Origin of the sequence: Vibrio furnissii CIP 102972 (assembly GCF_000176175.1) — a bacterium.
In the GTDB taxonomy this organism is placed as follows: domain Bacteria; phylum Pseudomonadota; class Gammaproteobacteria; order Enterobacterales; family Vibrionaceae; genus Vibrio; species Vibrio furnissii.
The window spans coordinates 84,590-109,271 of the sequence record NZ_ACZP01000022.1; the positions used below are offsets into that span (position 1 = coordinate 84,590).

Sequence of the window (24,682 nt, forward strand, 5' to 3'; positions counted from 1 at the left end):
ATGCTTCCCAACATTCGATGCTAACCATCATGCCTGACTGGCCTTCTCGATTGAGATGTGGTCGGCGTAATCGCGCAACTGTAAACGCGGTGCCTGCAAGACCAAACTCGCCAACACACGCACCTGATGCGCCAGTTCGTCCGTCCATTGCGGCCACAAACGCGCGATGTAATGGTTGTTGCCTTCGCCGCTGGTCATGAAACCGTCATTAAACGTCTCGGCCATCTTCTTGAGCGATTTTTCTTCATCGTCGACCCATTGCCCGCGGCTAAATCCAGCTTCAACACTGGCCAACGCTGTTTTCGGGAAATAGGCCAGCGGCGCAGTCATGCCTTGGTAATAAAGGCGCGCCAATTCGTTCAGTTGCGCGAGTGCCAGCGCCGCGCTCTCACTGGCGTTGGCATTCAATGGCGGCAGCACCTGATGCACCACGCCGTCTTTGCGATCGTAGCCAATCACATGCGTGATCAAGTTGGCGCCCGATGCCGCTGCCGCCAGATGGTCGATCCACGCCGCCAGCATATCTTCCGAGCGAATCGCACCGCTGCGATAGCGCACCAGCCCCGATTGATAGCGCCGTGTCAGCCAGCCACTTAAATGCACCGGACGTGATTGGCCGAGCGCCGTGAGGGTCAGGTTGACATCGAGATCATCAAGCGGCGCCTGACAGAGAAATTGGACTTTTTCGACCAGCTCTTCGGCTTGCACGCGGTTGGTCTCAAATTCTAACTCACCAAACGCGCCGACCGGCAGCTTGCCTTGCGCGCGCTGCTGCTTATTGAACTGCGCCAACACTTCGTCACGCGCCTGCGCCGAGGGCGCATTGAGCAAGCCGTCCAACAGCGCGTCACGCAGCTGATAGCTGGCAAGGCCACCGAGCGCGAACGGCTCATCGTCTTCCATCACCGGCAAAGGCGGCTCAAACACCACTTTCAGGCGGCGATTGAAGAAATATTGCACCGGTAAGCGCCAAAAACGTTGCAGCTCGACCAGATCCAATTCCAGCGGGTAAATCGCATCGAGCAGATAATCATCCAACGCGCGATGGAAAGTGCCACTCGCGGTGCCTTGACGCAGCGCGGCAGGCAGCCACTCTTTGGCATAGCTGCCGACATCGGTCAAAAACGCTTGTGGGCTGAAGGGCACCATGGCATGAGTGAACTGCAACTGTTCAATCAGGCGCGCGCCGGACTCATCACTCGGCAGCGCTTCATCGCCGGCCAAGCAATAGTTCTGCTGGCAATATTCCAGCAATTCGGTCACCAGCACCGACGGCACGCGTTCGGTGTTGTCCTGAATCGAGCGGCCCACGTAACTGATGTACAAGGTATGCTGCGCGGAAAGCATCGCTTCGAGGAACAGATAACGGTCGTCATCGCGGCGCGAGCGATCGCCCGGACGTGTGCGGCCGTTCATTAAATCAAACCCTTCCGGCGGCATGGAACGCGGGTAAACCCCATCATTCATCCCCAACAGGCAGACGACGTTAAATGGAATCGAACGCATCGGCATCAGGGTACAGAAGTTGACCTGACCGGCGAGAAAACGCTGGCTGACGCGCGTTCCAGACAGCTTGTCGTGCAGGTACTGCCCCATGATGGCGGGCGATATCGCGTCTGCGTATCCGGCGTCGGCGAGCTGCTCTTTGAGCGCCGCGAGCGTGTCGCGAATCGATTTGAGCGCCATCTCACCATCCAGATCGACGCTGAAACAGTCATCAAGCAGCGATGACAGTAGTTCACGCCACGCCTCAATGGGCTGCGTTTGCGCCAGTCGCTGACGGTAATCGCTGATGGTGTCGATGAAATGCGCCAGTTTGCCAGCGAGTTCCGCGCTCATGCCCTGCACTTCGTTGTACGGTGCCATGGCGTGACCGCCCGCTTCAAACAAACCAACCGATGACGGCATCGCATAGCCCAGCAACATGCGGGCAATGCCGAACTGCCAAGTGTTCTGATGGGTCTGCGGCAACTCAAACTCTTGTGCAGTCGCGTCGTTGAGCCCCCAGCGAATGCCCGACTCTTCGACCCAGCGTTTGGCGGTGTCAAATTCGCTCGCATCAAGTGCAAAGCGCGCCATCATCGCTGGCGTTTCCAGAAGTTCCAGTAATTCCGACGCCAGACAGCGTGATTGTGGCAACGCGACCAACTGCATAAACGCATTGAGAATCGGACTTTCCTGATCGGCAGTGCGGTCGGAAATCGAATACGGAATGAAACGTTCTCCCGGCGCGTTACCAAACACCGCCTGAATGTAAGGGCTGTAGGCGTTGATGTCGGCCACCATCACAATGATGTCGCGCGGTTTGAGTTCCGGATCGCGGTCAAACATCGCCAGCAATTCGTCGTGCAGCACTTCCACTTCCCGCATCGGGCTATGGCAGGCATGCAGCGTCAGCGAGCGATCGCCGTGAGGCAGTGCGGGTTTGTGCGCGCTGCTGTCCAGCAACGTGTCGTCTTGATGTTCTTCGAGATGCAGAATGTCGGCCTGCAACTGATGCAGCAGCGAATCCCGCGGCACATCAATAAACAGTTCATGCTCTTCGTTGTCGCTTTGCGCCAGCAAATAGAGATTATCGCGTCCGAGTTTGCCCATCGAGGCCAACAAACTGTTGCCGACGGCTTGCGCGGTGTGCAGCTCATCGCCCGCGTAATCGTCCAGCTCGCCTTTCAGTGGCGAGACTTCCCCCTCAACCGTAAAGGTGTGTGTCTCCGCGTTGGGATGGAGGACCAATTGTTTGCGGCGCTGACTTTCCACCCGCGCCAGATATTTACGGTCGCGAATATCGCCCCAGTAATGCTGACATGGGTTGGTAAACATCAGATGCACGTCAATGTGTTCGCCGAGCGCTTTGAGGGCGTCCATGTAACGAGGGGGCAGCGACGAGATGCCAAAGATAAACAGGCGTTTCGGCAGCGCAGCGCGCAGCGCCTCATCGTGCGTCAGATCGATGTGCGCTAAGGCGTCGATGAAGCTTTGGTAGAGGTTGGCACGGTGATAATGCGATTGGCCTTGCGCCAGCGTGTAATCGTAGAGCGCTTTCCACAACACCGGCTGCCACGGGTGCTCCCCGTCGATTTCGGCCACGCTTTCCCCCGCTTCCCAATGGGCGATCCAGTCGGGGCGATACACCAAGTAACCATCGAAAATATCGGCGATTTTTTCTGCCAGTTGGTAGAGCTTCGATTGGTCGGTATCGTCTTGCAGGTAGCGGCGCAGCGGCGCGAACACATCCTGATCCAACTGCGAGGGCAGCAGTTCCATCAGTTTCCAGGTCATCGCTTCTTTGTTGAAGGCACTGCGTTTGGGCACGTTCGGCAACACCTGAGTGAACATCTCCCAGATGAAAGTTGCCGGCAGTGGAAAATCGAGATTGGCCGCAACACCGAGCTCTTGCGCCAGCGCCATTTTCAGCCACTGCGACATCCCCGGGCTTTGTACCAGAATCTGCTCTTTCTCAAACGGATTGGCCAGTGGATCGTTTTTAATCAGATGCACCAGCAGAATCTTCAGCGTATCAACTTTGTTGGCGTGGTAAACGGTAAACACAATGCACTCATGCTGCTCTAGCTTTCATAGCCACTGAGATTAGCATAAGTGCATTTGAGGAATGACAATTTTGCGGTTTTCGATGCGCAAAGGGTTACGCATTGCTCATAATTCGAGGCGCTGGCTGATAATACATCACATAACGCAGCGCCACGTAACTGACCACCACGGTAGCAACCAGCAGTTCCACCATCGCCAACGCGTGAACTTGATGAACATCTTGTGCCGCCATGCCGATGCTGTCCATCCAGTGCGCCATTTTGAACAGCGCGGTGGCACCAATCACCATCGGGAAGGTGAATGCCGCATAGCCCGGGCTAAATGGCAGGCGCAGCAAGCGAGTGAACGCCAAGTAGATGATCGCAGTCATCAGCACCGCAATCCCAAACAGCAGCGCAATCACCACTGGCGATGGGGTGGCGGTTACGGTCAGATAACCGGCCATCGACAGGCTGGCTGGCGCGGCCAGAATTGCCATGGTGGGTTTAGCCGCATCCGGCACTTCTTGGGTGAACATAAAGCGATAGATCATCACCGGCAGCATCACCGCGTAAGCCAGCATGCCAAACAGCAGCGCGCCATGAGCAATCGGAGCCAGCGCAGGGTTACCAGAAAACGCCACGTCAGCGACGATAATGCCCACCGGCGGCACAAACCAGCTTGGCACCATGTGGTGCAGTTCGAACGCTTTGGCGCGGTGGTACACAAAACTCGCCAGAAAAATCACATGCAGCACCACAGCCATCAGCCACAATGCATCGCCCGTGATGGGGAAAAACTGGCCGACGGAATGGCTGACAACCATGGTCGCCATCGCATAAGTGGGCACCACGCTGCCCACCACCGGATGGGCCAAATCTTGGCGCAATAGATGACCGTGGCACAGAAACTTCACAGTCAGGACCAGCAGCAACACGCTGGCCAGTGCCGCGCCAGTCCATTGACCGACACCATGCAAATCAGCGGCATTTTCCCAGCACCAGCCCAAACTGGCGATACCGAGCGCCAAACCCGCCATCGGTGTTGGCGCGCCCATCACTTTGTTTTTCGCAGTTCGAATCATAACCACCTCATCACTCGGTTACTTCAACAACACGACGAAACCGATCATCAACCGCGTCGTATTCGGGAATGGGGGCATAATACGCTTGCACTACGTTTGAATATATCTAATTATTCCTAACAGACGTTCAATCTAACTTAACGAAAATGGCATCTAATATTTCCCTCAAACAGTTGCGCGTGTTCACCACCATCACGCAGCACAAAACCCTGACGGCGGCGGCCGAGGTGCTGTTCCTCTCCAAAGCGGCGGTCAGCATGGCGCTCTCGGAATTGGAGAAGCAGCTCGGGCACGCGCTGTTTGATCGGGTCAACAATCGGTTGATCCTCAATCAAGAAGGGCAAAAGCTCTTGCCGTTGGCCGATGAACTGCTCAGCCGCGCCAAAGATCTCGATCACCTGTTTGAAGATAACCAAACCCTTTCCGGTCAACTGCGCATCGGCGCCAGTGACACCATCGGCAATCAGGTCGCGCCCTATTTGCTCAGCGCCTTTCGTGCCCAGTTTCAGCATCAGTCACAAAGCCTGTTTATTTCTAACTCGGCGCTGATCTGTCAAAAACTGGTCGACTACGAGCTTGATATTGCGCTGATTGAAGGCAAAACCTTGCACCCACAATTGATGTCGACTCAATTCAGCCAGGACGAAATGTGCATCGTGTGCGCGCCGAATCATCCGCTGGCGAGCAAAGACAAAATTGTGCTCAGCGACTTTGAGCACAGTGAATGGGTGCTGCGCGAAGCCGGTTCCGGCTCACGGGAGTTTTTCCTGCGCGTGATGGCGCCGCGCATTGAGCAGTGGCACGAAGCGTTTGAGCTCAACACCACGGAAGCGCTGATCAACAGCGTTTCCGCCGGGCTGGGCTTTGGCTGCCTGTCGCGCCTTGCGGCGCAAACCGCGATTCATGACGGGCGCGTGCACGTGCTCAATGTGCCGCTCGACATGAAGCGCCGCTTTTGGGTTCTGGTGCATAAAGAGAAATATCAAAGCCCGCTGCTCAAGCGTTTTATTGAATTCTGTCACCACTGGCCAGCGTGATGCCGTAGCTCTCAGTTTGACGTCGCTGGCTGGACTTTTGCATTTGAAAACTGTATAAACAGCCAGTAATTTTTTAGCAAAATAATGTAGAGGATGAACCATGGCTGTCATCGTTAAGTACGTGGTGGAACGCAACGGAGAAGAGAAAATGACTTTTACCTCGAAGGCCGAAGCTGACGCTTATGACAAAATGCTGGACACAGCAGATGAGCTGTTCGAGCTACTGGGTAAAAGTGAACTGATCGAAGACGAAGCGAAACAGGAAGAGCTGGCCATGTTCCTGGCACAGAACAAAGAAGAGATTCTTTATGCTCTGGGCGCGAAGCGCAAGCCAACCCCAAAAAAGCCTAAAGCGGTCAAAACCGAAGACGCGGTTGACGACGCAGCTTAATTCGACACGAAACCGCTGCCTAAGCAGCGGTTTTTTTATCTCTGGCGTTCAGATCGGTCGGCATAGCGGCCGATCAAGTCCCACTTCCATCTAAAGAGATGTGTCTCTCAAAAGACAAAAAGTATCGTTCGATGGACGGATCCTTTTTTTACCCTTTCTTCTCTGAAAGAGTCTCTCTATGATGATTTCAACCCAATGACTGGATGACGCTCAACCCATCACTGTCACACAATAATTTTAAAGCTTAACGATTAATGGAGACCAACATGGCAAACTTTGCACTGGGCTTTGGTACTGCAACCAAAAACCGCGACGGAAAAATCATTGAAGTATTCTTCCCGACGCCGATCCTCAACCCAAGCGATCAGCTGGTTGCTGATTTGGCAGCAGTGGCTGGCTACAGCGAAGGCAACCAAGCGTTGGAGATCACCGCAGCGCAAAGCGCTGAGCTGGCCAAAGCGTTTGCAGCGAACGATCAAGCGGCAAGCGCAGCGTTTGCCGAGAAAGCAGCCGCTTCAGCACAGCCATTGGTGTTGGTGATTCTGGCATCAGATGACAAACCACAAAGCGTAGCAGAAGGCTTTTTGAAACTGCAACTGATCTCAAACCGTCTGGTTCAGCCTCACGGCACCGTACTCGATGGCATTTTTGGTCTGCTACACAACATTGCTTGGACCAACGAAGGCCCAATCGACTTGCCTGAACTGGCAGAGCGCCAAATCGAAGCGCGTCTGGCTGGCCGCGCATTGAGCGTCGATTGTGTCGACAAATTCCCTAAAATGGTGGACTACGTGGTCCCAACAGGCGTGCGTATCGCTGATACCTCGCGAGTTCGTCTGGGCGCACACGTGGGCGAAGGCACCACCGTGATGCACGAAGGTTTCATCAACTTCAACGCAGGCACAACCGGCGTGAGCATGGTTGAAGGACGTATTTCTGCAGGTGTTCTGGTAGGCAACGGTTCTGACATCGGCGGCGGCGCATCGATCATGGGCACGCTGTCTGGCGGCGGTAAAGTCGTGGTGTCTATCGGTGAAAACTCACTGCTGGGCGCAAACGCCGGTCTGGGCTTCCCACTGGGCGACCGTTGTACGGTGGAATCAGGCTTGTACGTCACCGCGGGCACCAAAGTGCGCATGCTGGACAAAGATGGCAACGAAGTCGAAATCGTCAAAGCGCGCGACTTGGCTGGCGTGTCCGACCTACTGTTCCGTCGCAACTCTCAAACTGGTCAGGTTGAGTGTCTGGCGAACAAATCTGCGGTTGAACTGAACAGCGAACTGCACAGCAACAACTAAGTCAGCCCGATTGAATCAGCGCTAAAATAGAGCGAACTTGCCGCGAACATGTCGGCAACATTCAAAAGGAATCAAAAACAAGGTCAGCCTGCGGGTTGGCCTTTTTTGTCACTCCAATTCAGCGGGTTGAAAAAGGATTTTGCTCAATAGTGGCGTTTTGATTCAATTCAGTTATCATTTAATGAATTTCCGCACGCCATTGAATGCCACTCTGGTGACGAAACTCGTCAGCCATGAGAGCGGAAATCAACACTGTTGCTTCGTATAACCCCACTGATAGGGTGTGGGGGTCTCTACCAGAATCCGTAAAATTCTGATTACGAAGAGTTAAGCGCACGATCGCTTTTCTCTTTGTATGGCCCAACACAACCACCCAAGGTGAAAAGCGATTAATCTCAACTTTTTGATTAAGAGCCGATATATGAAAGAATTTATTCAGCAACTCCCTAAGGTGGAACTGCACCTACACATTGAAGGGTCACTCGAACCAGAACTGATGTTCGACCTCGCCCAACGGAACCAGATTGCGATTCCCTTTACTTCCCCGGATGAAGTGCGCGCGGCCTACCAATTTTCCAATCTGCAATCGTTCCTCGATATTTACTACCAAGGCGCCAACGTGCTGATCCACGAGCAAGACTTTTTCGATCTCACTTGGGCTTACCTGCTGCGTTGCCAGCAAGACAACGTAATGCACACCGAAATCTTCTTCGATCCGCAAACGCACACCGCGCGCGGCATCGCGTTTGAAACGGTAATTAACGGCATTACGCAGGCGCTGGAGAAAGGACAGCAAGAACTGGGCATCTCCAGCCAACTGATCATGTGTTTCCTGCGCCATCTCAGCGAAGATGATGCCATGCTCACCCTGCAGCAAGCACTGCCGTACAAAGACAAGATTGTCGGTGTCGGTCTCGATTCGTCTGAAGCGGGGCATCCACCGGAAAAATTTTCACGCGTGTTTCACCAAGCCCGTGAAGCTGGCTTTCTAGCCGTGGCACATGCAGGGGAAGAAGGGCCGGCGCTAAACATTCGCAACGCAATTGATTTGCTTGGCGTGCAACGCGTCGATCATGGTGTGCGCTGCGTGGAGGATGCTGAACTGGTTCAAGTGCTGCAAGAGACGCGCATGCCGCTGACCGTTTGCCCGCTCTCGAACCTAAAACTAAAAGTGTTTAGCGAGATGGATGAGCACAACGTGGTTGAACTGCTGCGCCAAGGGCTATGCGTGACCATTAACTCTGACGATCCAGCTTACTTTGGCGGCTACATGACCGATAACTTTATGGCGGTCGCCAACGCACACCCGATGTCGCACCAAGAGCTGGCGCAATTCACCCTCAATGCGATTGAAGCGAGCTTCATCTCCGCTGAAGACAAGGCGCGTATGAGCGCGCAAGTGCATGAGGTGCTGGCGCGCTTTGCATAACACCAGGCACTGACGCCCCTATCAACACAAAAGCTGCGCATGGCGCAGCTTTTCTTTTCTTCGCCCGATTAACCGGGGTGCCCATCGACTCTGGGCGTGAGTAACATCGCGCCAAATCGCCACACAAACAAACCAAACGCCAGCGCCCACAATCCGGCACTAAGGTTGATCCATTCCATCATGTGCGCCGGCCAGAACGCCACGCCCAAACTGCGCACCAACGCCGCCAAGAGCAGCGCGGCAAACGCCAACGCCATGTTCGGCCCTTGGTAAATGGCTCGGCCAGTATGTCCCATGGTCACACGCGCGATCATCGCCAAGATCAGTCCGGCGAGTGCCCCGATCGCAAACAGGTGTAACATGGTGTGCGACACAAAACCAGGATTGACGAACCCGCGTACCAGCAGACTCAGCGGAATACACGCATACGCCCCATGCAGCGACCACACCAAAGGTTCACTGAGCGTACGCCACGGTTGCCAACGCAACCAGCGAACCCATTGCGCGGCGCCTGCCAGCAGCATCAGCGGCTGCGCCAATTGCGCTTCAGCAATCGGGAAAAAGCTGACAATAAACAGCGCCACCAGCGGCCCGTTAGCCAGTACATCCAACCACAGTTTGGGTGCAGCTTTCTCAAACTGAAAACGGCGCGCGGTGAAAAACGGAATCACCCGCCCGCCCATTACTGACAACAGCAACATGAACCACCACAACATCGCCTGCCACACCGCAGAGGAAGGAAACGGCGGCATGCCTTTGATGGTGGCATAACTGGCAAAGTTGGCCACCATCGCTAGTGCAAACAGCGGCACAAAAAACAGATTACGCCAGCCTTTGGCTTTCACCACGCGCATACCAATTTCGTACGCCGTCAGCGCCAAAAACAACGCTTCAATACTCGACGTCAGCCACAATGGAACTGGCGTCCAAAACAGCACGCGCACCAGCAGCCACAACGTAACCAACAGCGCTAAACGTCTGCTTTTGGTGCCGGGGATGCTAGTCCAGTTTTGGACAGCAGTGAGCAAAAAACCCACCACAATCGCCATCGCAAACCCAAACAACATCTCATGCACGTGCCACCACAATGCGGGCACACGCAGTACATTCGGCTGCCCCTGCTGGAACATCCACACCCAAGCGACCACGGCAATCACCGCGTACACGCTGCCCAATAAAAAGAACGGTCGAAACCCCAACCGCAAGTAAGCCGGAATGCGCTCTTCAACCCGTTTATCGACAATATTTAACACGCTGACCTCTTCTGCCTCGTTCAGGGAGTATGACTTAGCCTAGGCATAAAGCGAGCCAGAAAATTATTCATTAAAGATCAATCAATTAAAATAGAACCTTTTGTTTTCGAGTCAAAAAAACACAACAAAAAAGGAGTCATTAAGACTCCTTTGATTGATGATGACTCACTATGATGACACTGGGTCGCGGCGGCTAATCACCACACAAGCAATTTGCTTTTGTTTGCCAAAGCCGATGATCTGCGACAACGCTTTTTTGCCCACCGGCACGTAAGCCGATGCCACAGCGTGATCTTCCGATTCCGCATGTGGATCATGAAAGAAAAAGAACTTGTCGCTCATGCCACTCAAGACGATCCAGTGCGGCTCTTTCTTGCCATCAAAACGATAGGTGCTAATGAGCAGTAGCACGCACGAACCCTGCGTGACCCACATTTCGAGCTGCGCTTGGCTTGGCGGCGCGTCAATGATCTCAACATCTTCTTGTGCCAATTGACGACAAAAGTCCTGATGCACCAGCTCAATCACCTGTTTCTTGTTCGGATCGCGCACGCTGTCGATGAATGGTGTGCTGCGTGACTGGTTCCACAGCTCGACATGAAAACCGCGCCGCGCTGCCGAGAGCGCGAGGCCCTGTCCGCTGCATCCGCCATGGCCAGCCGCCATGAAAATGGTGGTCGCTTCACGCCACAATTGCAGCTCTTGCGTGCGGCTGGGTTCAAAGTGCTCATCGAGGCATGAAAAGCTCATCATCAGACATGCGGCACCGCAGGTAAACGGCGTGGTTTGCACGTACAACGGCATGGGTAGCAGCACTTTCTGACCATGGGGCGTCAACCGTTTCTGCATGCGACGTCCATCACATAAATCGTCATAGTAATGGATGAGCAGCTTCAAAGTTTTGTAGCCCATTTTTTCATATAAATTTATCGCTGCTATATTGTCTTCACGTACTTCTAGCCGTAATGTAGTAGAGCCTTGATCAAGAGCTGCACGCTCGCATTGCTCGACTAATGTCTGAGCAATCCTCCGTCCTCTGAAATCAGGTTTAACGGCAATCGAATACAACCTTGATAGCTGTGTACCTTGATGAAATAGTAGCAATGCATATCCAGCCAGTTCCTCACCGGCGTCCGCCACGAAAATAATCGCCTGGTTGGAGTGTAAAAAACGCTTCATTTGACGCGGAGAAATTTTATCCCCATCAAATAGCTGTTGTTCTAACGCATTAAGCGCATTGAGATCAGCACTGTTCGCAAGACGAAAGTCCATACGATGTCCTTACTGAATTTACAGGATAGTGGTTGGCAAGATTGCGATTTAGATTACCCAAAACACTTGGCGTCACCGCCATGCAAACCGTCGAGAACGCTTTCTCCACCGGAGAAAAGAAGTTGGGCAGTCTGACGTGGGGTGTCAAGTCTGAGGGCTATGATACACCTATTGTGATAGGAAAAAATTAACTATGGCAAACCTTTTAATCGTGACAGATCAAGCCAGTGACTGGCAGCAATACTTCCCATCCGAACAAGTAATCAGTGTCGATCAATACCTCGATGCTGATTGGAAAGACAGTCACCGCAGTTTACAAGTGGTCAACCTGTGTCGCGATTACGACTACATGAGCACTGGCTATTACTGCTCCCTGATGGCGGAAGCTCGTGGTCACCGTGTGATTCCTCGCGTCATGGCGATCAATGACATCAACCAACCGTTTTTGCTCTCCAGCGGCTTACTCAAACTGCATAAGTTGTGCAAAGACACCGACTCGATTCACTGCAAAATTTACTTTGGCCGCACACCGGAACCCGGGTTAGAAAAATTGGCCCGCCATCTGTTTGAACAGTTTATGGTGCCGGTGATTGAGCTCAGCATGACCAAACACCAAGGCCATTGGCAAATCAGCAAGATCGCGCCGTTCTCTTTCCAGAACCTAGACGATCCAGAGCAAGATTTCTTCATTGAGTCACTGGAACAGTTCTCCACCAAAATCTGGCGTAAACCCAAACAAGAGAAAAAGTATCGCTACGACATGGCGATGTTGGTCGACGACGAGGAAAAAATGCCGCCATCCGATGCGTCGGCTTTGAAGCGTTTTCGCCGTGCAGCCAACCGTTTGGGCATGAACTTGGAAACTATTTCTCCCGACGATTTGTCCCGTTTGGGCGAATTTGATGGCCTGTTTATTCGTGCGACCACCAACATCAGCAACTTCACCTACCGTTTCGCCAAAACGGCCGAGAAGATGGGTTTGGTGGTGATGGACGATTCCGAATCGATCATGAAATGCACCAACAAAGTGTTCCTGACTGAGCTGCTGCAACGCCATAACATTCCGGCCCCACGCAGTGTGATCGTGCAGAGTTTCGATCCCAACTGGAAAGCTTACCTGATGGAACATTTAGAGTTCCCGATGGTGTTGAAGATTCCCGATGGCGCTTTCTCACGTGGCGTGGTCAAAGTTCGCAACGAACAAGAGCTGGAAAACGAAGCCAACGCACTGTTTGAAAAAAGTGCGCTGATCTTGGCGCAGGCGTTTATGCCAACCGACTTTGACTGGCGCATCGGCGTGCTGAACCACCAACCGATTTTCGCATGTAAATACATGATGAGCCGTGGCCACTGGCAGATTTACCAACACCACAGCAGCGGCCGTGTGTCTTCCGGCGGTTTTGAAACATTAGACTTGAAACAGGTGCCCAAACACGTGGTGGATGTGGCACTCAAAGCGGCCAATCTCATCGGAGGTGGGCTATATGGTGTTGACTTAAAAGAGATTGACGGTCAAGTTTATGTTATCGAAGTCAATGATAACCCGAGCATTGACCACCATGTCGAAGACGCCTTCCTCGGCGATCTGTTGTACGACCGGGTGATGACCGAGTTTCTCCGTCGCATTCAGATGCGCGGATTCTAAACTGAAAGCCAGGGTAACCCCTGGCTTTTTCGCATAAGAGGATTGTTATGGATTTTCTCATTGACCACTGGCGTTTTAGTGACGATCAGGCAACGCAACCTGAAGGGTCACCGCAACACATTGAAGCCGGTCACTGGTATCACTGCCAACGCGATGCTGCGGGCGTTCGAGACTGGTTGATCGCCAATACCATTCCCGCCTCCATCGTCGACAGCTTACTGGCTGAGGATACCCGTCCGCTGTTTGAACAGTATGACGAACAAAACTTTTTGCTGATTCTGCGTGGCGTCAATCTAAACGACAACTCCGACCCAGCCGATATGCTCAGCGTGCGCATTCTGTACTACAACGGTGCGTTGATTTCGAGCCGGAAGATTCCCTCCAAAACCATCAATACCTTGCGCAATGCCTTGCTCGACGGCAATGGCGCCAAGAGCTTGGCGGAATTGGTGCTGGGCATCATCGATGGCTTAAACCGCAACATCGATTACTACCTCGATTTGGTCGAAGACAAAATCAGCGCCTTTGATGATGAAGTCGAACTGAGCGAAGAGCTGATGGACACCCACAAAGCGCTGCTGAAAATCAAACGCTTCATTAAGCCGCAGCAATACGCCATCGACGATTACCTCAACTCCAGCGTGCCACTGGCGGGCAGTAAGCACCTGCGCTTGCGCCACAGCGTCAACACCATCACGCGCATCAACGAAACACTGGATTTCTACCTCAGCGAACTGGAAATCATCAAAGGCGAACTGCGTCAGTACCACGCTGAGAAGATGAACCAGAACACCTATTTGTTCTCGGTTATCGCGGCGATTTTCCTGCCCACCAGCTTTTTAACCGGCCTGCTTGGTGTTAACGTGGGAGGCATTCCCGGCACTGAATCCCCACTGGCCTTTGGCTTCTTCTGTGCCGGCTTGGTGGCAATTTTTGCGCTGGAGTTCTGGATTCTGCGTCGTTTGCAGTTTTTCAGCAATCAGCCTTAACCCCCGTTTCGCTCGGGCTGCAGCATGATGTCACGCATGATCGCATGGCGCGTAGCCCGAACCCACTTTCTCGTCGAACTGCTCGACGTTCAACCGGAGTCATGGAGACACTATGTACATTTTCGGCTACGGAAGCCTGATGAATTCTGCATCCCGACAACTGACCGGCAACACCGGGCGTGCGCTGCCCGCCACGGTGCATGGCTTGGTACGGTATTGGGGGAAAATCGATGATAGCTACGTCATTTCACCGCTGGTCGTCAATCCGGGCGATGGCCAAGTGAACGGCGTATTGCTGGAGATTGATGAGGCAGCCTTGGCGGAATTTGATCGCCGCGAACGCGGGTATCAGCGCATTGCGTTGACCGCAGAACAAATCGAAACCGATGCCGAGTTTGACGCGAGCCAAGCGATTTGGGTGTACGTCACCGCGCAGCATCAACCGCCGTGTGAACGTAGCCCGATAGTACAAACCTACGTGGACACCGTCTTGGCGGGCTGCTTGGAAGTTTCTGAAGCGTTTGCGCGTCATTTTGTGGAGCACACCATTGGCTGGCAGCACCCCTTGGAAAATGATCGCCATGCGCCCAAATATGGCAATTTAGCCGGCGTGACCCCAGCGCATCAATCGGTGATCGACGCACTGATAGCACACGTGCGTTAAACAATCCGAACCCCTGAGGCAATCGGGCGCTCGGGGGTTAACAACACACTCTCTTCCCCATCAACCGTTTCGGCGCACAGCAACATACATTCCGACAACTCACCGCGCATGGTGACCGGTTCAAGATTACACAGCACGACCACTTGACGGTTCATCAGCTCATCGGCCTGATAATATGGCACCAAACTGGTGACCGTTTGCAGCGTCTGTTCCCCCACTTCGATTTGCACGATGTAAAGCTTATCGGCGTTCTCGTGGCGTTTCACCGCACGAATGATGCCAACGCGTAAATCAAGTTTGGCAAACGCGTCATAACCGACGGTGTGAAAGGTTGAGTCCATGGCTGAGTTCCGAAAGTGAATAATCGCTCACACTAGCAAGCCCTTGCGAAAGTACAAGTCACATTGAGCGGAATTATGAACACTCGCACGTCATTCACGTGACAAAAAAATGCCCTCGTCACATGGCGAGGGCAAACATCGCTTCACCGTGAAACGTTACAGTTTCTCCCCCATCAGTTGAAACTGATACACGGTTGAGTAAGCGTATTCTTGTTCAGGAAGCAGCATGCAGCTCGCCTGTTGCCATTCTGGATGGTTGGGTGAATCGGGCAGGAATTGAGTTTCCAACGCCAGTCCTTGATAGTTCTGATAGACCGAACCGTGACGCCCCGGATTCCCTTGTAGCCAGTTGCCACTATACAGTTGCAGCGCGGGCTTGTCGGTGTAGACGTGCAGAGTGACCAATTCATCATCGGAGATGAGCGTCGCCGCACAGGCGCCGTGGCGACAGGCGTCGTTGAGCCAATAGCTGTGATCGTAACCGTTGGCCGGCACTTGCTGCTCATCAAGCATCAGATCCTGACCGACAGGTTTAATGCGGCGAAAATCGAACCCGGTGTCGGTAACGCTGTACAACTCGCCAAGCGGAATCGCCGTTTCATCCGTCGGCAAATAATCATCGGCGTTGATTTGTAGTTTATGGTGCAGCACGCTCGCGCCAGAATCGGCGCCCATGAGGTTAAAGTAACCGTGGTTGGTTAAGTTCACAGGCGTTGCTTTGTCGGTGACCGCGTGATAACTGATGCAGACTTCATTGTTGTCCGTCAGTTCATAGGTCACGGATGCCTCGACATGGCCCGGAAAGCCCTGCTCGCCATCCGCTGAGACGATTGAAAATACCGCTTGATTCTCGGTGTGACGGGTCAATGTCCAACGGCGATGACTCCAGCCCGGCTGTCCACCGTGCAGGCAGTTTTCACCCTGACTCGCCGTCACGTGCACGGTTTGACCTTGGTATTGATATTGCGCTTTGGCAATGCGGTTGGCATAACGCCCCACCGTGGCACCAAAAAAGCAGCCTTGCGCTTCAAACGCGGCCATGGTGTCGACACCAAGCAGCACTTCACGTACTTCGTTTTCCAGCGGCAACTGACAACTCAACCACGTCGCACCGATATCCATCAGCACAATGCGCATGCCATGACGGTTGGTCAGTTCAACCAACGTCGCCACGTTTCCGTCTTGAAACGGTTCGCGAGTCATCGACTCAAACAACGGACTAACCACCCAACACCTCCGTTGCCGTGCCATTCGATTTCACGGCACATCGCCATCCAGTAAATACTTTTTTCATGTCATTCATTCTCTACATCGACATCAATGAATGGATGGCAGTGTAGCAACCGACCCCAACGGCATACTGTGATTGAATTGGCATTAATGGAAACGTTTACACAATCAGCCATCTTGTCCATTGTTTATGGACAGTCCCTCACCTCAACGATATCGATTCACATCATTGTTGCGTTTGATTCATCATCGTTACGTCACAAACCTGCTGTATTTTCTTACAACTTTTTCGTTGAGCTCGATGCTATCTCTCCCTACATTGCGGGCGGAAGACGGGCGACAAACAAGCAGGATGAGATGGTCAACATATTCAGAATCTTCTTTACGTTGGGGTGGGCCTGCTTTGGCGGACCGGCAGCGCACATCGGGTATTTCAGACAAACATTCGTGCACAAGCATCGCTGGTTGAGTGATGAAGAGTACGCACAAATTGTCGCGCTGAGCCAGTTTTTGCCCGGCCCGGGGTCAAGCCAAGTTGGCTTTGCGATTGGCTACCGACAAAGGGGGCTAGGCGGTGCCTGCGCTGCTTTTCTCGGTTTTACATTACCATCAGTACTGCTGATGTTGCTTGTGGCGATGGTCAGCAGCCAATTGCTCGAACAACCGCTATTTTTGCACATCGTGCATGGCCTGAAGTTGCTGGCTGTGCTGGTCGTGGCCGATGCGGCTTGGGGCATGTATCACAACTTTTGCCGTCAAAAGCTGACAGTGATGCTCTGCTTTCTGACCGCCATTGCATTACTCTGCCTGCCCACCCTGTCGACGCAAATGCTGGTGCTGCTGGTCGCCGCTCTCGTGGGTGCCGTGCGCTTGAAAGCGACACCACCCGCAGCGAACTCAGACAGGATAAAATACAACGGGGCTTTCTTCGCTTGGCAGCCGCTGAGTCTTTTTGTCGCCCTCTTGGTTAGCTTGCCACTGCTGGCCGCTTATGCTCCGCTATTGAGTCTATTCAACCATTTTTATCAAGCGGGCAGTTTGGTGTTTGGTGGTGGCCATGTCGTGCTACCGTTATTGCAAAACTCACTCGGCGCCCAACTCACGACCGATACCTTTCTGACGGGATACGCCGCAGCGCAAGCTGTGCCTGGCCCCATGTTTACACTCGCGACCTACCTCGGTTACGCACTCGCTCCTGATTTCCCGGTCAGTGCTGCACTGCTCGCCACGCTGGCAATTTTCCTACCGGGATTCTTGTTGTTACTGGCGGTCTTGAAGCAGTGGCGCGCGCTCGCAGCAATACCAGCGGTTCATGGCGCGCTGGCGGGCGTGAATGCGTCGGTGGTCGGGCTGCTCGTGGCAGCGCTATACCAACCGGTGTTTGTGAGCGCAGTCAATCAGCCCTTAGACATCGCTTGTCTTTTGTTGGGGTTCGTGTTGCTCAAAATACTGCGTCTGCCCATTTTACTGATGGTGGTTTATTTCGCCGCAGCGGGTGTGTGCTTGGGGTTCATCTAGATCAAGATTTGGTTGGATTTGTTGGCGATCCGTTGGTGGTTTCTCTTGGCAATGACCTAAACTTAAGTTCGGGGTAAGCACCGTGAGCAAGGAGGCGCCGACATGAATACCCACAGCAAATCAGGTGAACACAGTTTCTTTCCCACTGCGGGCACATTGAATAATCAGTTGGCCGATATTCATCATCGATTGTTGGTGACCGAACCCAACATCGACCGCATCTCATTTGCGCTCTATGATCATGAACATGATTTGCTCAAAACATACGCCGACAGTACGTTTCATGGCTTTGAACTGATGCATTACGAGTTTCCGCTCAGCGAATTACCCGCGCTCAAACTCTGCGCTCAATCCGGTGAGTGCCGCTATGTGAACGATATTCCCTTAGAGCTGAAACCCACTTACCCGCACACAAAATGGTTAATTGAACAAGGTTTTCGCTCATCGTTAGCCATTCCGGTTTATCACGAGAAAGCCTTCATTGGATTTTTATTTCTCAATTCCTGTCAACGGGAATTTTTCAATGAAATCAAAGCATCCAGCTTAAAACCTTACATTGAAATTTTGCGTTTTGTCGTTTCATCCGAATACGATCTGGTCCATACGCTGCTGGATTCGGCCAACCACCTTAACGCAAACTCTCCTGAGCATTTAAAAGAGTCACGTGAGCATCGTGAACGCATCAGCCGATTTGCAAAAGTGATTGCCGTGGAAGTGGCACCGATCTATCAGCTCGACGATGAAACCATCGAGAACATCAGCCAATTTTCACGCTGTCACGACATCGGCAAGCTGTCCGTGCCAACGAGCGTGCTGACCAAGCCCAGTCATTTGGAAGAGGACGAACGAGCGCAACTCAACGGCCATGTGGAAAAGGGCGTCGAGATCATCAATCACATCATTGACGACATGGGGGCGCCCAACCATCCGTGCGTGTCCGTCTTAAAAGAAATCGTGGCTTACCATCACGAATTTCTCGATGGCAGTGGCTATCCGTATGACTTGACGCAAGATGACATCCCGGTGTCCGCTCGCATCATTTCGGTTGCCAACGTGTTTGATGCGCTAACTAGCCATCGCCCTTATAAACAAGCGTGGTCAGTGCCATTTGCGTTACTGGAATTGGAGAAAATGGTGTTGTCTGGCAAGCTCGATAAACACTGCGTCAATGCGCTGCGTTACCACCAAGAATTTCTGAAGAAAGTGATTGAAGCCTATCCTGAGCCAGACCCCAAAGATAGGCTAGATACACATCACTGACCTCGCCTCTCGGCCTTGCTATCTGGCCATGCCATCACTGCGTTGTGACTGTCGTTACTGCAGCAGCGCCTGAATTTGCAGCAGAGCCTGAATTGGCGCCTGAGGTGTTGGCGCGAACTTCCAACAGTGCACGCTCCAAGTTTTCATTTGCCACTTTGTAGTAAGAGGGTTTCTTGTCAATCGCTTGTTGCAAGTACGGAATCGCTTTCTCCGGCTTGCCCTGCAACATCAAGAAATAGCCCACGTTGTTTAACGCTTCGGGCGCATCCATAAAGCGCATAAACACATTCAATGCCCGCTGTTCTTCGCCGGTAGCGAGGTAAATTAAGGCGAGGTTGTTCTGCGCCCGTTCATTGGTTTTGTCTTGCTCTAACGCTGCCACGGTGTAGCGCTTGGCGTTGTCGTACTCGCCACTCATGTAATAAGAGTACCCCATGTTCATCAGGGCCTTGCTTGACTTCGGTTCAATTTTCAAAGCGTGTTGATAAAACGCTTTGGCAACGTGATGTTTGGCTTTCATATCATACAAAATCCCCAAGCCCATATACGCCAGCGCGGGCGATTGATTATCACTGCTGAGCTGTTCAATCGCGGTGATCGAGACACTGTTGAGCGCTAATTTCTCACGGCTGGCCAAACGCAGTTGGTCTGCATTAATCGCACGAATAAAGTAACTTTCCCCCTGCTCAACATCCCCTTGTTTGGTGTAGTTAGACCCCAGTTGTTGCAACACTTTGATGTTGTTCGGGTTGGCATCTAAAGCCAGAAGATACGCTTTTTCCGACAGTTCCAGATTGCCCCGCGATTGATGAATACGCCCAATGGTGTACAAGGTTTTGTCGCGATATTGCGCATCAGGAAAATCCAACGAACGAATGTACTCATATAGCGCCAAGTCAGTGTTGTTACCTTTTAATGCGTAATCACCGCGTTTAATCGCCTCCACTTCAGTCAACGGCGCAGCGTCAGAGTTAAACGTTTCAACCGGACGACCATCATAAAGTTCATTTTCGAAAGGTTTGGGTTGATCGGTTTGACTGGCACAACCGCCCAACGTGATCAGCATCAGCAACGTCGCGTAACGTCTTCTCATAAATACCTCATCGTCCGAAATGCGCCGTCAAAGACAGCATGGAAGGACCAACTGCTACGATAAAAAAGCAGGGCCAAATAAACAGAAGCAGCGGAAAAATCATTTTGGTCGGAATTTTAGCGGCAATTTCTTCAATTTCTTGATTCCGTTTATCACGGAAGTCTTCCGTGTAATCGCGTAAAGTTTGCGAAATACTGCCACCGATACGCGAGGCATGCGCCAGCATACTCACCAAGCCGCTAATTTCAGTAAGGCCAGTTCGCTCGACCAACTGCGCCATCGCTTCAGACATCTCAACACCCGCTTTAATCTTCGCGCACACGGTATCCAACTCATCTGCCAGATCCGGATGGGAGATCATCAACTCGTCTGCAACGCGGCGCAGTGCGGCATTAAACCCTAACCCCGATTCCGTACACACCACCAGCAAATCCAACGCATCCGGAATACCGCCTTTGATTCTCGATTTGCGTTTTTTAACCATTCGATCCAAAAGAAAATTGGGTAGAAACAGCCCCATGGCCACACTAAAAACCACGATTAACTTGAGATTTTTCATGTCTGGATAGAGAAAATACATCAGCGCACTGATGGACACCCCGGCGAGTGTTGACAGCACTTTCAACGCATAAAAAGTATTTAATGCGCTCGCATCATGATAGCCCGCATGCATCAATTGATGACGTACACTCTCTCGCTCTTTGATGTTTTTGGGTGACATAATTGGCGCAATCGATTCCAAGGTATTATGGATTTTGTCGCGTTTTTTAGCCAAATTGCCGGGTGTTTTCACCGTCCCCTCTTTGCGAATTTCTTCAAGTTGACGTTGAATCGGCGCTTTGGTTCCCACCACAATCAGCGCCACCGACATGATCAACAACACTGTGGCGATCAAAATCAACCCCAGAAACACGGTCTGCTCGTTCAGTTGAAATGAGGATAATGCAGTCAGTAAATCGTCCATATTACACCTCGAAATTGATGATATGTCGCATCCACAAAGAGCCCAGAAATAGGCTGACAATCCCGTAGCTAATCACTCCCACACCTCTCGGGTCTTCGTACAGAGGAGACACGTATCCAGGATGGATCAGTGACATCACGATAAATAAAACAAAGGGTGACAACACCAATATCCAAGCAGACATGCGGCTTTCGGCAGAAATGGTTTTGATTTTTCGAGCTAACTTAAACCGCGCCCGCAACACCTTCGACACTTTGTCTAGGTTCTCAGACAAGTTGCCGCCCGTCTCTTTTTGCAATAACACGGCACTGGAAAATGCCAGCATCGATACCGTGGGCGTTCTGTCCGCCATCTGCATAATCGCGAGGCGCAAGTCATAGCCGTAATTCAGCAAGTTAAAGGTATTTTTGAATTCAACCCCAATGGGCGCGGGCATTTCATTCCCTACCTCATTGAATGATTGTGTGAGCGGCTGACCTGCTTGTAGCATGCGACGAATGATATCCAACGCATCCGGCAGTTGTTCTTCAAACTTTGATAAGCGGTCAGATATTTTTTTCTGTAACGTCATGTGTAGGCATACCCACACAAAGGCGACAGAAGCGAGGCACAAGTACCAGACTTGCCCGAGAATGAGTAAAAGTAGCCCCAGCCCCAAACTCAAAACCGTTGTGACGCCAAGCGTCTGCGAGAGCGACCAATCAAACCCGGACAACTCAATGCTTTTTTTCAGCGAAGCGAACGCCTTCACTTGCACCAAACGACGATCCAATGGCGTCAGGCTTTTCAGATAGTGCTCTTGCAACAATGAGCGACTTTCTTCATCCAGATTAGATTGTGTTTCTTTAAGCCGATTCGCCAGTTCTTTGTGTTTCGCCTTACTCCCAGCCGCCGGGAGAATCAAGGCCTGTGAAATAAACACCACCGCAAAAAACAGCAGCACAAAAAACATCGTGATATCTTGCATAGAGACCTCCTACTGGTACGTCTCATTGAAAATTTCATACGGCAAATGGAAGCCTCGTTTTGACAACGAATCATGGCACTGAGGAATCACCCCGGTTGCCGTGTAGTGCCCCACCACATTGCCTTCATCATCCATCCCTTGACGTTGGAACTTAAAAATTTCCGACATGGTGATGATGTCTCCTTCCATGCCATTAATTTCTGAAACGCTCACCATACGACGCTTCCCGTCTTCCTGACGCTCCATTTGCACCACCAAATGAATCGCAGAAGCGATTTGAGCACGCAAATTCTTGGTCGAGATATTCCAGCCTGCCATCGCAAACATATTCTCTACCCGGCTCAATGCATCACGCGGTGTATTGGCGTGAATGGTCGCCAACGAACCATCGTGACCTGTATTCATGGCGGCAAGCATATCCACCGCTTCACTACCACGGACCTCCCCCAGCACAATACGATCCGGTCGCATACGCAATGAGTTTTTGACCAAATCACGCTGCGTGATTTCCCCTTTGCCTTCCAAATTCGCCGGACGGGTTTCCAAACGCACCACATGAGGTTGTTGCAGTTGCAGCTCCGCTGAGTCTTCGATGGTGATGATGCGATCTTCTTTGGGGATGAAACCGGAAAAAATGTTGAGCGTGGTGGTTTTACCGGAGCCGGTACCGCCCGAGATCAGGATGTTCAGTTCACCTTTCACAGCCGCTTCGACAAATTTAGCCATTTGCTCAGACAGGGAATTGAAAGACAGCAGGTTATCCATGGTCAGCTTGTCGACCGCAAAACGACGAATGGAAACGGATGGGCCATCCAATGCGAGGGGGGGAATAATGGCATTCACACGCGAGCCATCCGCGAGTCGCGCGTCCACCATCGGTGAAGCTTCATCGATACGACGCCCAACTTGGCTCACGATACGGTCGATGATATTGCGCAGATGGCGATCATCCAAAAAGGTGTAGGGGGTTCGTTCCAGTTTACCGCGGCGTTCAACGAACACACTTTTAGGGCCATTCACCAAGATATCCGAGACGGTGGAATCATGCAGCAAAGGTTCTAAGGGGCCGAGGCCAAACACTTCATCCTCGATCTGTTTGATCACACGCTTGCGGCCTTCTGCACTCAGCGCATGCGTTTGATCATCAGCCATCAATTGTACGATCGCATCATGCAAATCTTTCTTAGCGCGATCTTTTTCCAAGCTTGAAAGCAGTGCCAAATCTAACGTTTCCAACAAGCGCTGATGATAATAGTGCTTCACAGCCAGCTCTTGCTCTAGCTGCTTACGCGCATCATCGATTTCGCGGTTTTTAGCATCCGATTCGCGAAGTTTTCTCTCCAAAGGACTTTCATCCTGCTTGGGGCCAGATGCTAAAAGCGTGGATTTGGGTTCTATATGGGGTAAATCCTCAACTTTGAGCACCTGGTCTTGAAACTCGGTATTGATGTTTTTTCTTTTGAAGAACATGCAACCCTCCTAATCCGTCAGGAAAATAAACGCTTAATCCAACCTTTTTTCTCTTTGACTTCAGGCGCTAACGTTTGAGATAACTCAATCACTGATTTAGTAATCGAGCTGTTTTTCTTCGATTCAACCACAGGTTTTCCTAAGTTGGCACTTTCAATCGCCGCCTTAAAATCATTCGGAATCATATGTACGTTGACCCCCGTGATCGTCTGTTCAATATCCTTCATCTTAATTTGCTGACGCTTTTCATAGCGATTCACAATCAGCTCGATCTGTTCTTTGGAAATCCCATATTCCAGCATCAATGACTTGGCGATGCGCGAGGTATTTTTGATCCCCACTAAGTTTTGTTGCGTCACCAAAAACACTTTGGATGAATGAGACAACACCGGGGCAAACATGCGATCAACCCCCATCGACAGATCCACAAAAACATAGGGATAGTATTCCATCAACGTCGGCAGCAACTTGCCCAGTTGCATTGCTTTGTCAAAATTCTCGTTGTGATTTTCATGCTTAAAGCTTAGTACATGTAAGCCCGATGGATGCTTGGAAACCAAACTATGCAGCGAAATTTCGTCCAAATCTGCCACGTTCGCAATGGCATCATTGATGCTGTAAGTCGGGTTTAAATTGAGGTAATCCATGATCACCCCAAAGTGAATGTCTAAATCCAGTAACAACACTTTATTTTTGTGCTGCAATGCCACTTCAACGGCGGTATTCAACGCAATCGTCGTCGCGCCAGAGCCCCCTTTGGTATTAATAAAGACGAAAAGCTGCCCTAACTTTCTGGCTGCAATTTTCTCTTCAGCCGTGTTTTTTAGTAATGGGACCAGTTCCTCTAACGTGGCTTGATCCGACACAAAATCAGCCGCGCCAATACGCAGGGCAATTTTGAGCGCGCCATTATCACTCTCATCACCAAACACAATCAGAGAGGTATTAACCTCTTCTTCATCCACTTCTGGACTTTCGTAATTTTGTAGTTCAATGACTTTCTGCGCCCAATTGGGGCCGGTTTCGACAAAAATTAAATCTGGCGGCGAAAAATGCTTAAAGCTGTCAGACATCACACCATGCAGCGAAATGACTTCAAAACTGATGCTATGGCATTTCGATAACTCGCTCATCATATGGAGCTTGAACCGGTCGCTAGAATACAGAACCCATACCGATAAACTGGTTTTGAGCCTCAAATTACTGCTGTCACCTCGTGATAACTTCACGGCCTCTCCCATAGCAATCC

20 protein-coding genes and 1 riboswitch are annotated in these 24,682 nt (G+C 51.7%); of the genes, 9 read left to right on the forward strand and 11 right to left on the reverse strand.

Annotated elements, in window-relative coordinates; genetic code table 11:
* Nucleotides 1–27: 27 nt before the first annotated feature.
* Together recC and VFA_RS22370 are read right to left on the reverse strand one after the other, a co-directional pair.
* Nucleotides 28–3,549 (reverse strand): exodeoxyribonuclease V subunit gamma, encoded by a 3,522-nt coding sequence (gene recC / locus VFA_RS22365; protein ID WP_004729506.1) that lies wholly within the window; start codon nt 3,547–3,549, stop codon nt 28–30.
* A gap of 94 nt (nt 3,550–3,643) precedes the next feature.
* On the reverse strand, nt 3,644–4,612 hold the full coding sequence (locus VFA_RS22370; RefSeq protein ID WP_004729508.1) for a TDT family transporter: 969 nt from the start codon (nt 4,610–4,612) through the stop codon (nt 3,644–3,646).
* A gap of 146 nt (nt 4,613–4,758) precedes the next feature.
* On the opposite strand from VFA_RS22370, the gene VFA_RS22375 reads away from it, so the two are divergent.
* The 4 genes from VFA_RS22375 (at nt 4,759) to VFA_RS22390 (ending at nt 8,767) form a co-directional block, all read left to right on the forward strand.
* Nucleotides 4,759–5,649, forward strand: a complete 891-nt coding sequence (locus VFA_RS22375; protein WP_004729510.1) for a LysR family transcriptional regulator — start codon at nt 4,759–4,761, stop codon at nt 5,647–5,649.
* 100 nt (nt 5,650–5,749) lie between these two features.
* Nucleotides 5,750–6,040, forward strand: a complete 291-nt coding sequence (locus VFA_RS22380) for a YebG family protein (protein ID WP_004729512.1) — start codon at nt 5,750–5,752, stop codon at nt 6,038–6,040.
* A 266-nt stretch (nt 6,041–6,306) separates the two neighbouring features.
* On the forward strand, nt 6,307–7,338 hold the full coding sequence (gene dapD, locus VFA_RS22385) for a 2,3,4,5-tetrahydropyridine-2,6-dicarboxylate N-succinyltransferase (protein ID WP_004729516.1): 1,032 nt from the start codon (nt 6,307–6,309) through the stop codon (nt 7,336–7,338).
* A 240-nt stretch (nt 7,339–7,578) separates the two neighbouring features.
* Nucleotides 7,579–7,678: riboswitch (purine riboswitch) on the forward strand.
* A gap of 81 nt (nt 7,679–7,759) precedes the next feature.
* Nucleotides 7,760–8,767, forward strand: coding sequence for an adenosine deaminase (locus VFA_RS22390; RefSeq protein ID WP_004729518.1), 1,008 nt, complete (start codon nt 7,760–7,762; stop codon nt 8,765–8,767).
* A gap of 68 nt (nt 8,768–8,835) precedes the next feature.
* Here the strand turns inward: VFA_RS22390 and VFA_RS22395 are convergent, their stop codons facing one another.
* Entirely contained in the window at nt 8,836–10,020 is a 1,185-nt protein-coding gene (locus VFA_RS22395; protein WP_004729520.1) for an NnrS family protein, read from the reverse strand.
* Nucleotides 10,021–10,188: 168 nt separating this feature from the next.
* Entirely contained in the window at nt 10,189–11,292 is a 1,104-nt protein-coding gene (locus tag VFA_RS22400; RefSeq protein ID WP_004729523.1) for a GNAT family N-acetyltransferase/peptidase C39 family protein, read from the reverse strand.
* A 193-nt stretch (nt 11,293–11,485) separates the two neighbouring features.
* Between VFA_RS22400 and VFA_RS22405 the strand changes: the two genes are divergently transcribed.
* The 3 genes from VFA_RS22405 (at nt 11,486) to VFA_RS22415 (ending at nt 14,590) form a co-directional block, all read left to right on the forward strand.
* Complete coding sequence (locus VFA_RS22405; protein WP_004729525.1) at nt 11,486–12,937, forward strand: RimK family protein; 1,452 nt, start codon at nt 11,486–11,488, stop codon at nt 12,935–12,937.
* A 47-nt stretch (nt 12,938–12,984) separates the two neighbouring features.
* Nucleotides 12,985–13,926 (forward strand): zinc transporter ZntB, encoded by a 942-nt coding sequence (locus VFA_RS22410; protein ID WP_004729527.1) that lies wholly within the window; start codon nt 12,985–12,987, stop codon nt 13,924–13,926.
* Nucleotides 13,927–14,038: 112 nt separating this feature from the next.
* The gene (locus tag VFA_RS22415) at nt 14,039–14,590 is read left to right on the forward strand and encodes a gamma-glutamylcyclotransferase family protein (protein WP_004729529.1); all 552 of its coding nucleotides are present in this window, start codon (nt 14,039–14,041) and stop codon (nt 14,588–14,590) included.
* On the opposite strand, the gene VFA_RS22420 is transcribed toward VFA_RS22415, so the two are convergent.
* Together VFA_RS22420 and galM are read right to left on the reverse strand one after the other, a co-directional pair.
* A complete protein-coding gene (locus VFA_RS22420) occupies nt 14,587–14,931 on the reverse strand; it encodes a tRNA-binding protein (protein WP_004729531.1) in 345 nt (114 codons plus the stop codon). The genes VFA_RS22415 and VFA_RS22420 overlap by 4 nt on opposite strands.
* Before the next feature lie 156 nt (nt 14,932–15,087).
* Complete coding sequence (galM, locus tag VFA_RS22425; protein ID WP_038152808.1) at nt 15,088–16,134, reverse strand: galactose-1-epimerase; 1,047 nt, start codon at nt 16,132–16,134, stop codon at nt 15,088–15,090.
* Between the two features lie 384 nt (nt 16,135–16,518).
* Between galM and chrA the strand changes: the two genes are divergently transcribed.
* Together chrA and VFA_RS22435 are read left to right on the forward strand one after the other, a co-directional pair.
* Nucleotides 16,519–17,679, forward strand: coding sequence for a chromate efflux transporter (chrA, locus tag VFA_RS22430; protein WP_081454516.1), 1,161 nt, complete (start codon nt 16,519–16,521; stop codon nt 17,677–17,679).
* 102 nt (nt 17,680–17,781) lie between these two features.
* Entirely contained in the window at nt 17,782–18,939 is a 1,158-nt protein-coding gene (locus tag VFA_RS22435) for an HD domain-containing phosphohydrolase (RefSeq protein WP_004729535.1), read from the forward strand.
* Nucleotides 18,940–18,973: 34 nt separating this feature from the next.
* Here the strand turns inward: VFA_RS22435 and VFA_RS22440 are convergent, their stop codons facing one another.
* The 5 genes from VFA_RS22440 to VFA_RS22460 are packed head-to-tail and all read right to left on the reverse strand — an operon-like array spanning nt 18,974 to nt 24,674.
* Nucleotides 18,974–20,032, reverse strand: a complete 1,059-nt coding sequence (locus VFA_RS22440; RefSeq protein ID WP_004729537.1) for a tetratricopeptide repeat protein — start codon at nt 20,030–20,032, stop codon at nt 18,974–18,976.
* A gap of 7 nt (nt 20,033–20,039) precedes the next feature.
* Complete coding sequence (locus VFA_RS22445) at nt 20,040–20,996, reverse strand: type II secretion system F family protein (protein WP_004729540.1); 957 nt, start codon at nt 20,994–20,996, stop codon at nt 20,040–20,042.
* Between the two features lies 1 nt (nt 20,997).
* On the reverse strand, nt 20,998–21,963 hold the full coding sequence (locus VFA_RS22450) for a type II secretion system F family protein (protein ID WP_004729542.1): 966 nt from the start codon (nt 21,961–21,963) through the stop codon (nt 20,998–21,000).
* Nucleotides 21,964–21,972: 9 nt separating this feature from the next.
* Nucleotides 21,973–23,433, reverse strand: a complete 1,461-nt coding sequence (locus tag VFA_RS22455; protein ID WP_004729544.1) for a CpaF family protein — start codon at nt 23,431–23,433, stop codon at nt 21,973–21,975.
* Nucleotides 23,434–23,450: 17 nt separating this feature from the next.
* On the reverse strand, nt 23,451–24,674 hold the full coding sequence (locus VFA_RS22460; RefSeq protein WP_038152810.1) for an AAA family ATPase: 1,224 nt from the start codon (nt 24,672–24,674) through the stop codon (nt 23,451–23,453).
* Between the last annotated feature and the right edge of the window lie 8 nt (nt 24,675–24,682).